This window comes from Deinococcus frigens DSM 12807 (assembly GCF_000701425.1).
Classification (GTDB): Bacteria; Deinococcota; Deinococci; order Deinococcales; family Deinococcaceae; genus Deinococcus; species Deinococcus frigens.
This window is the reverse complement of record NZ_JNIW01000107.1, coordinates 1-5,850: the sequence shown is the minus strand read 5'-3', so window position 1 is coordinate 5,850 and position 5,850 is coordinate 1. Positions and strand designations below refer to the sequence as shown.

The following is a 5,850-nucleotide window of genomic DNA, read 5'->3' as shown; positions in this document are numbered from 1 at the left end:
CCGCCCCCGCCACATCCACCCCGACAGTCAGGTTGGCGTGGATGCGCCCGTTGGTTTCCCTTACCTCCACCACGTAGTCGCCATGCGGGCCGACCTTCTCGCTGATGACCTGCTCCAGTATGCCGTCGCGCACGCCGCGCGCCGCGACGGTCATGGCGATGCGGACTGCCGCGCCGTCAGTCTCGTCTACCCAAGGGTGGTCCGGCAGGGCGTAGACCAGACTTAGCACACCGCTGTCCAGCGCCTCCTCGACCACCCGGCGGTTGAAGGTTTGTTTGATGCTGTTGGTAGTCACGAAGCCAAAGCGGCGCAGGCGAGGGAGAGTCATCAACTGCGCAGCCTTGAACCACCAGTACATTACGAAGTCGGCGCTATCGGGCACACCTCGTCCCGGCTTGTAGGTCGCGCGCAGCGCCTCAGTGTAACCGTCCCCCAGCGCTTCACGCATCGCTCCCGCACCGATGAAGGGCGGGTTGCCGACGATGAAGTCGCACATCGGCCAGATCTGCTGACGGTGCCGTAGATATACGGTGTCCTGCACCCGCGCCGCCGGGTCCGGCACCTTACGACCAGTGACAAGATCGGTGACGAAAGTCTTGCTATCCCAACGAGTAATCGGCTGGCCGTAGTCGTTGACACGCGGCTTAGTGCCGCCGTAAGCCAGCACAGCATCCTGCTCACGAATGTTCTTAAAGGCTCGCAGGATTGGCTCAGGCGGACTGGCCTGTCCGTGTTCGCGGGCATAGATCTGCAAGTACCCGATCCATAAAACCAGTTCGGCCACGCGGGCTGCGCGCGGATTGATCTCCAGTCCCCAGAACTGCTCAGGATTTATGCCGATCAGAGGAGGAGTACCGCCCAGGCCAACGAACACTTGGTTGACCTCTGCCTCCAGACGCTTCATCAATTCCATGGAGACATACAAGAAGTTGCCTGTGCCGCAGGCCGGATCAAGTACGTATGTTTCCTGCAACTTGCTCAGGAAGCCCTCGACCAGGGTTCGCGCTTGCTCCCGAGTTCTCGCCGATAGCTCCGTCATCTTGCGCTCGTTCAGTACACGGCGTTCCCTCACTTGTGCTTCCACCAAGCCAATCGTGTTGGCCGGCGCGCCAGCGAGAAAGTCACCCTCCGCTCCAACCTGTAAGTCAATCAAGTCGCGCATACTCTTCTCCCCCGCGTCCAGGGTCTGTTGCACCGCCACTTGTACGCCCCGCCAGTCGTCGCGCAGCGGGGTGATGACCACATGGTTGACCAGCCGCTCGACATAGGCGCGCGGGGTGTAATGGGCACCTAACTTGTGACGATCAGCGGGGTCAAGGGCGCGCTCAACGAGGGTGCCGAAGATACTGGGTTCGACCTGGCTCCAGTCATGTTCAGCGGCGTCGATCAGCAGCCCCAGTTGCTCGCCGGTCACAGGCAGCACCTCAACCTCCTTGAACAGCCCGCCGTTGAAGTGCTTCATGCGCGCCGCCAGCGCCGCGCTCTCGCCACCTGTCGCCATCGCGCCCCAGATATCGGCCACCACTGCCACGAAACCTTCCACTCGGCCCTTCAAGGACTTCAGCTTAGTCCTGAAGGCGGCGTTCTCGATCAGACCCACGTCTTCAGCGAACATCGTGAAGATTATCCGCATCAGGAAGGCGCTGACTCGTTCCGGCGTCATTAGCACCCCTGCGGTGTCCGGCGTACCCTCCATGCTGCGGCTAAGCTGGGCCAGCGTGCCAGCCACCTCGCGCGTCACCCACGCAGCGTGCAGGCTGGGGTCTAGACTCAGCGGGTCGAGCCAGATGGTCCGCAGCAGTTCGCGTTTCTTGGAGTCGCGCAGGTCTTCGAGGGTGATGCGGTGCCGCCTAGCATCGGGAAACGCTAGGTACGTGCCGCCGGTGCGAGTGAACTCGGCATAAACCTCAATGACGTATCCCACGTCCACTACTAAAACGAACGGCGGACGGCCCTCGCTGGCAGGCAGCAGGCGGGCATAGCTTTCGGCCTGGGTGCGGGCGCGCAGCATGAAAGCATCCCAGCCGGGCGTACCGCGCGTGCCATGGCCTTTCTTGGTGTTTTTACCACCCCTGCTCTTAGGTTTGGCTTTGGTCTTGGTAGCCCCCTCGCGGACGAGTGCCTCTTCAGCCACCTCCTGCTCGACGCCCTGCTTAGCCTCCAGCACAAAGCTACCCCGGCGGTATAGGTCGATGCGTCGCACAGTGTCTTTGCCGTCATCATGCGGTTCGCACACATTGCGCTCGAACACGTAAGCATTCTGTTCGTCATTGGGCCTAGTGGGATCCGGTTCGGGTACCTCCAGCACCCTACACAACTCGCTAAGGAACTGACCGTAGTTGGCGCGCTCTGCTCCTCCCGAGTTGGACCACCGCTCAATGAAGGCATCACGATCAATTGTTGGTGCCATTGGCTGCATTCAGCAAATTCCTTCGGCTGGATAAGAGGAGTTCTCAAGGTGATCCAAAAACGGAAAAACACCGCTTTCGCGGTCTTCCTTATTTTCTGACCCTGGAAAACCTCACGCACGGAGGACAGGAATGCGTCTGTGTCGGCAGATTACGGGTTATCCACAGATTTGTCCACAGGAGGTGCATTGAAATGTAGAAAATAGTATAGGTGTACCCCCAGCACCGCAGCACAAAAGCCCCCACCCGCCCCCGCCGAAGCGCAGGAAGGTGGGGGCTGTCAGATTGGCTGAGTTGTCCGTTACTTCAGTAGCAGCACCACGGGCAATGCACCTCTGCTGGCCCGGTACCCGAGGAAGTTCGCGTCGTTGATCACGCTCGAGGTAAAGGTCACGCGCACGCGTTCACCCGCCTTGGTCTCCCCCACAAAACAATCCCAGCGCATCGAGCTGTTCAGCTTGCACCACTGCGTCGCCTGGACATCCGGCACAAGGCCCTCGCCATCTACGCTCAGCACGCCACCAGGGATCTGCCGCGACGGCTCGTCCGGTCCTGGCAGCGTCCCAAGTGCGATAATCGGACCATGTGGACAGCTACCCTCTGGGGCCTGGCGGGTGGGTCTTCCCTGGTGTTCGGCGCGCTTCTGGGCCTCTACGCCCCGCTGAACAAGACCTGGGTCGCGCTGATCATGGCCCTTGGGGCTGGCGTGCTGGTCAGCAGTGTGGCCTTCGAACTGATGGACGAGGCCTTTGGTCAGGGCGGACTCGACGCAGTCTCCATCGGTCTGCTGCTCGGCGCGCTCTCCTTCTTCTTAGGTGATCTCGCAGTCAATCGCGCCGGAGGAAAACACCGCAAACGCAGCACTGGCCAGCAACAGGAAGGCCAGGCCTCTGCCATCGTGCTGGGGACCCTGATGGACGGCATCCCAGAATCCATTGCCATCGGGGTGGGCCTCCTCGCCGGTGGGAAGCTGAGCTGGGTCTTTCTGGCGGCTGTGTTCCTGAGCAACATCCCAGAGAGTTTGAGCGCGAGTGTCGGCCTCAAGCGGGCCGGACATCGGCCCGCCCGAATTCTCCTGATGTGGACGGCCATCGCGCTCCTCAGCGCGGCGGCCTCTGGACTGGGTTACGCGGCCCTACGCGGCGCAGACGTCAACCTGACTGCCGGGATTCAGGCCTTTGCTGCCGGGGCCATCCTGACCATGTTGTCGTCCACCATGCTGCCCGAGGCTTACGAGGAAGGCGGGGCCATGATCGGCCTGGCGACCACCTGTGGTTTCCTCGCCGCCTTCGCGCTCAGCCACCTGTAATGGCTCGGCTGCCTCGCTCAAGGGGGCGCGCTGCTAGAAGTAGAAGAAATTAATCGCCGATCATCATGATCACCAGAACGAACGCCACCCAAGCGGCCCCCAGCGGCAGCGTGAATGGCAGCCCCAGGCCTACCAATACCGGCACTGGCACACCCACGGCCAGCAGCAGCGTCCCCTGATGAGTGCGTACCCCTGCATTGAGTGCCTCACCGACGAGTGGTATCCGTCGCCGCCATCCAACTGTTGCCAGCACGACGCAGACGGTGGCGATCAGAAGTGAACTGCCGATCTCTGAATCGCTGACCGACAACAGGAGGACAACATTGGCAAGATTGATCACGGCCATCAGCAGTGACAGGATGGCGACGATGTGCGGACCCTGCCGTCCAGGCGTTGAATGGAGCATTCGTCAATTTATCGATGGCGCGCTTGCGTGGCTCTGACAGCAGCGTCAATGAGGACACGATGGGGGAAACGGTCAAAAAAGCCCCCAATTTAGGCCGGAGCGTGAAGCCAGGGTCAGTCAATCACCTGAGTTGTCCGCTACTTCAAGAAGAGAAACACGGGCACGCCGCCCTTACTGGCGCGGTAACCGGCAAACACCGCGTCATTGATCACGCCAGAGGAGAACGTCACGCGCGCGCGCTGACCAGCCCCGATCTCAGGCAGGCGGCAGTCCCAGCGGGCCGAGGTGTTCAGCGTGCACCAGGTCTTGGCCTCCGCATCGGGCACCAGACCCAGGCCACTGACGGTCAGCACGCCGCCCGGAGTCTGGCGCGACGGATCGCCGGTCAGGGCGTCCACCCCCGTGTTCGGCACCAGCAAGGACAGTCCCTCCTGGATGATTTTGGCCTCGCCCGGCTGGGCCAGTTGGGCAATGGGCGCGCAGGCGGACAGGGCAAGGGCGGACAGCAGGAACAGTTTTTTCATCGGATCACCTCGGGGGAGTGAGAGGGCATAGGTTCGTCAACGCTGCGGTACACGCCGTCCACCAGGAAGCCGTGCCAGCCACACGCTCCTGGCGCAGTCATGTGCAGGGAAGGGGAGCGGGTCAGGTTGCCGCCCTCCACGCTGCCACTGATGACTTGGTGGCTGGCGGTGGCCACCATCCCGCAGCCGCAAGGGCAGGAGATCCGGTGGACTGGCCCCGGCTCGCCCTCGCAGCGCGCGGTGGTCCCTGGCGGGGAGCCGGGGCGGGCCTGCCCGTCGATCATGCGGACGGTCATCAGGTGAGACCACCCGCAGCTTTCAGGTCCAGGATCACGTTGTTGAGGGTGGCCAGGTTCTCGCTGGACAGATGGATGTTCCCGTCTAACAAATCTGGGGCAACCATGGCCAGCTTCGCGCCCACCCGGAACATCTGGAGCGGCGTCCCCTGAAGGCCAGCGGCCTTGAGCAGCATCTCCACCAGCACGTCGATGCTCTGCGGCCCCAGCAGACTGGCCACCGCGCTGCCCACTTCAGTGAACGACGCCACGTTTAGCAGCCCCAGACCAGGGCCAGGGATGGGTTCGATGCCCGAGGGCGGCGGCGACTTCAGGTCAGTGGGGGGCTGGACCTCACTGATCACGGCAGGCTGTTGCGCAGGCTCCAGCAGCACGGGTCCACCGATCAGGCTCAGGAACTTCTTCAGCAGGTCATACCCGCCCACCGCCACCACGGTGGAGGCCAGCCCGAACAGCACGATGCTCCAGGGGGACACCAGCCCGAACAGCACCAGCTCCGCGCCGTACCTGGCGATGTTCAACCCGAATGCACCGCCCACGCCCAGGACCAGAGCTAGACCGCGCCACACCCAGGGATTGCTGCTGACCTTCGCGAGCTTGCTCAGGTTCTCCTGCTTCTGAATCCTGTCGTCGACAGCCCGCTTGATGGCCGCGATGGCCAGCATCAGGAAGATCCCGAAGGTGTACGGCGACTTGCCCCAGCCAGTGGGGTCAACGGTGGGGAAGGGGTCCATCCCCTGCGCGAAGGCCACACCGCCCCAGGCCAGCAGCAGCGCCAGGACCCACAGCGCATAGGCGCGCAGCAGCAGCGCGACGTCCCCGATGATTCCGAACAGTTTGTTCAACATGTGTTCCCTCCAGGGAATGAAAACGGCCCGCGCAGTGGCGGGCCTGGTGGCAGGATGGG

7 protein-coding genes are annotated in these 5,850 nt (G+C 62.7%); 1 reads left to right on the top strand and 6 read right to left on the bottom strand.

Translation table 11 applies throughout. The features are described from left to right. Window positions 1–2,419: DNA methyltransferase (locus tag Q322_RS24265; RefSeq protein WP_029479503.1), on the bottom strand; the 2,419-nt coding region annotated here is incomplete at its 3' end. 290 nt (window positions 2,420–2,709) lie between these two features. Continuing rightward, window positions 2,710–2,925 (bottom strand): hypothetical protein, encoded by a 216-nt coding sequence (locus Q322_RS0119395; RefSeq protein ID WP_029479502.1) that lies wholly within the window; start codon window positions 2,923–2,925, stop codon window positions 2,710–2,712. A gap of 66 nt (window positions 2,926–2,991) precedes the next feature. Here Q322_RS0119395 and Q322_RS0119390 point away from each other — a divergent pair, with 66 nt between their 5' ends. Then, on the top strand, window positions 2,992–3,717 hold the full coding sequence (locus Q322_RS0119390) for a ZIP family metal transporter (protein ID WP_029479501.1): 726 nt from the start codon (window positions 2,992–2,994) through the stop codon (window positions 3,715–3,717). A 49-nt stretch (window positions 3,718–3,766) separates the two neighbouring features. Here the strand turns inward: Q322_RS0119390 and Q322_RS0119385 are convergent, their stop codons facing one another. From Q322_RS0119385 to Q322_RS0119370, 4 genes are all read right to left on the bottom strand, one after another. Beyond that, the gene (locus Q322_RS0119385) at window positions 3,767–4,063 is read right to left on the bottom strand and encodes a hypothetical protein (protein ID WP_156953182.1); all 297 of its coding nucleotides are present in this window, start codon (window positions 4,061–4,063) and stop codon (window positions 3,767–3,769) included. 197 nt (window positions 4,064–4,260) lie between these two features. Next, window positions 4,261–4,647 carry a hypothetical protein gene (locus tag Q322_RS0119380; protein WP_029479499.1) on the bottom strand — a complete coding sequence of 129 codons (387 nt, stop codon included), beginning with the start codon at window positions 4,645–4,647 and terminating at the stop codon, window positions 4,261–4,263. After that, window positions 4,644–4,943 (bottom strand): hypothetical protein, encoded by a 300-nt coding sequence (locus tag Q322_RS23680; protein WP_156953181.1) that lies wholly within the window; start codon window positions 4,941–4,943, stop codon window positions 4,644–4,646. Before Q322_RS23680 ends, Q322_RS0119380 begins: the two co-directional genes overlap by 4 nt. After that, complete coding sequence (locus Q322_RS0119370; protein WP_029479497.1) at window positions 4,943–5,791, bottom strand: hypothetical protein; 849 nt, start codon at window positions 5,789–5,791, stop codon at window positions 4,943–4,945. Before Q322_RS0119370 ends, Q322_RS23680 begins: the two co-directional genes overlap by 1 nt. Window positions 5,792–5,850 lie beyond the last annotated feature (59 nt).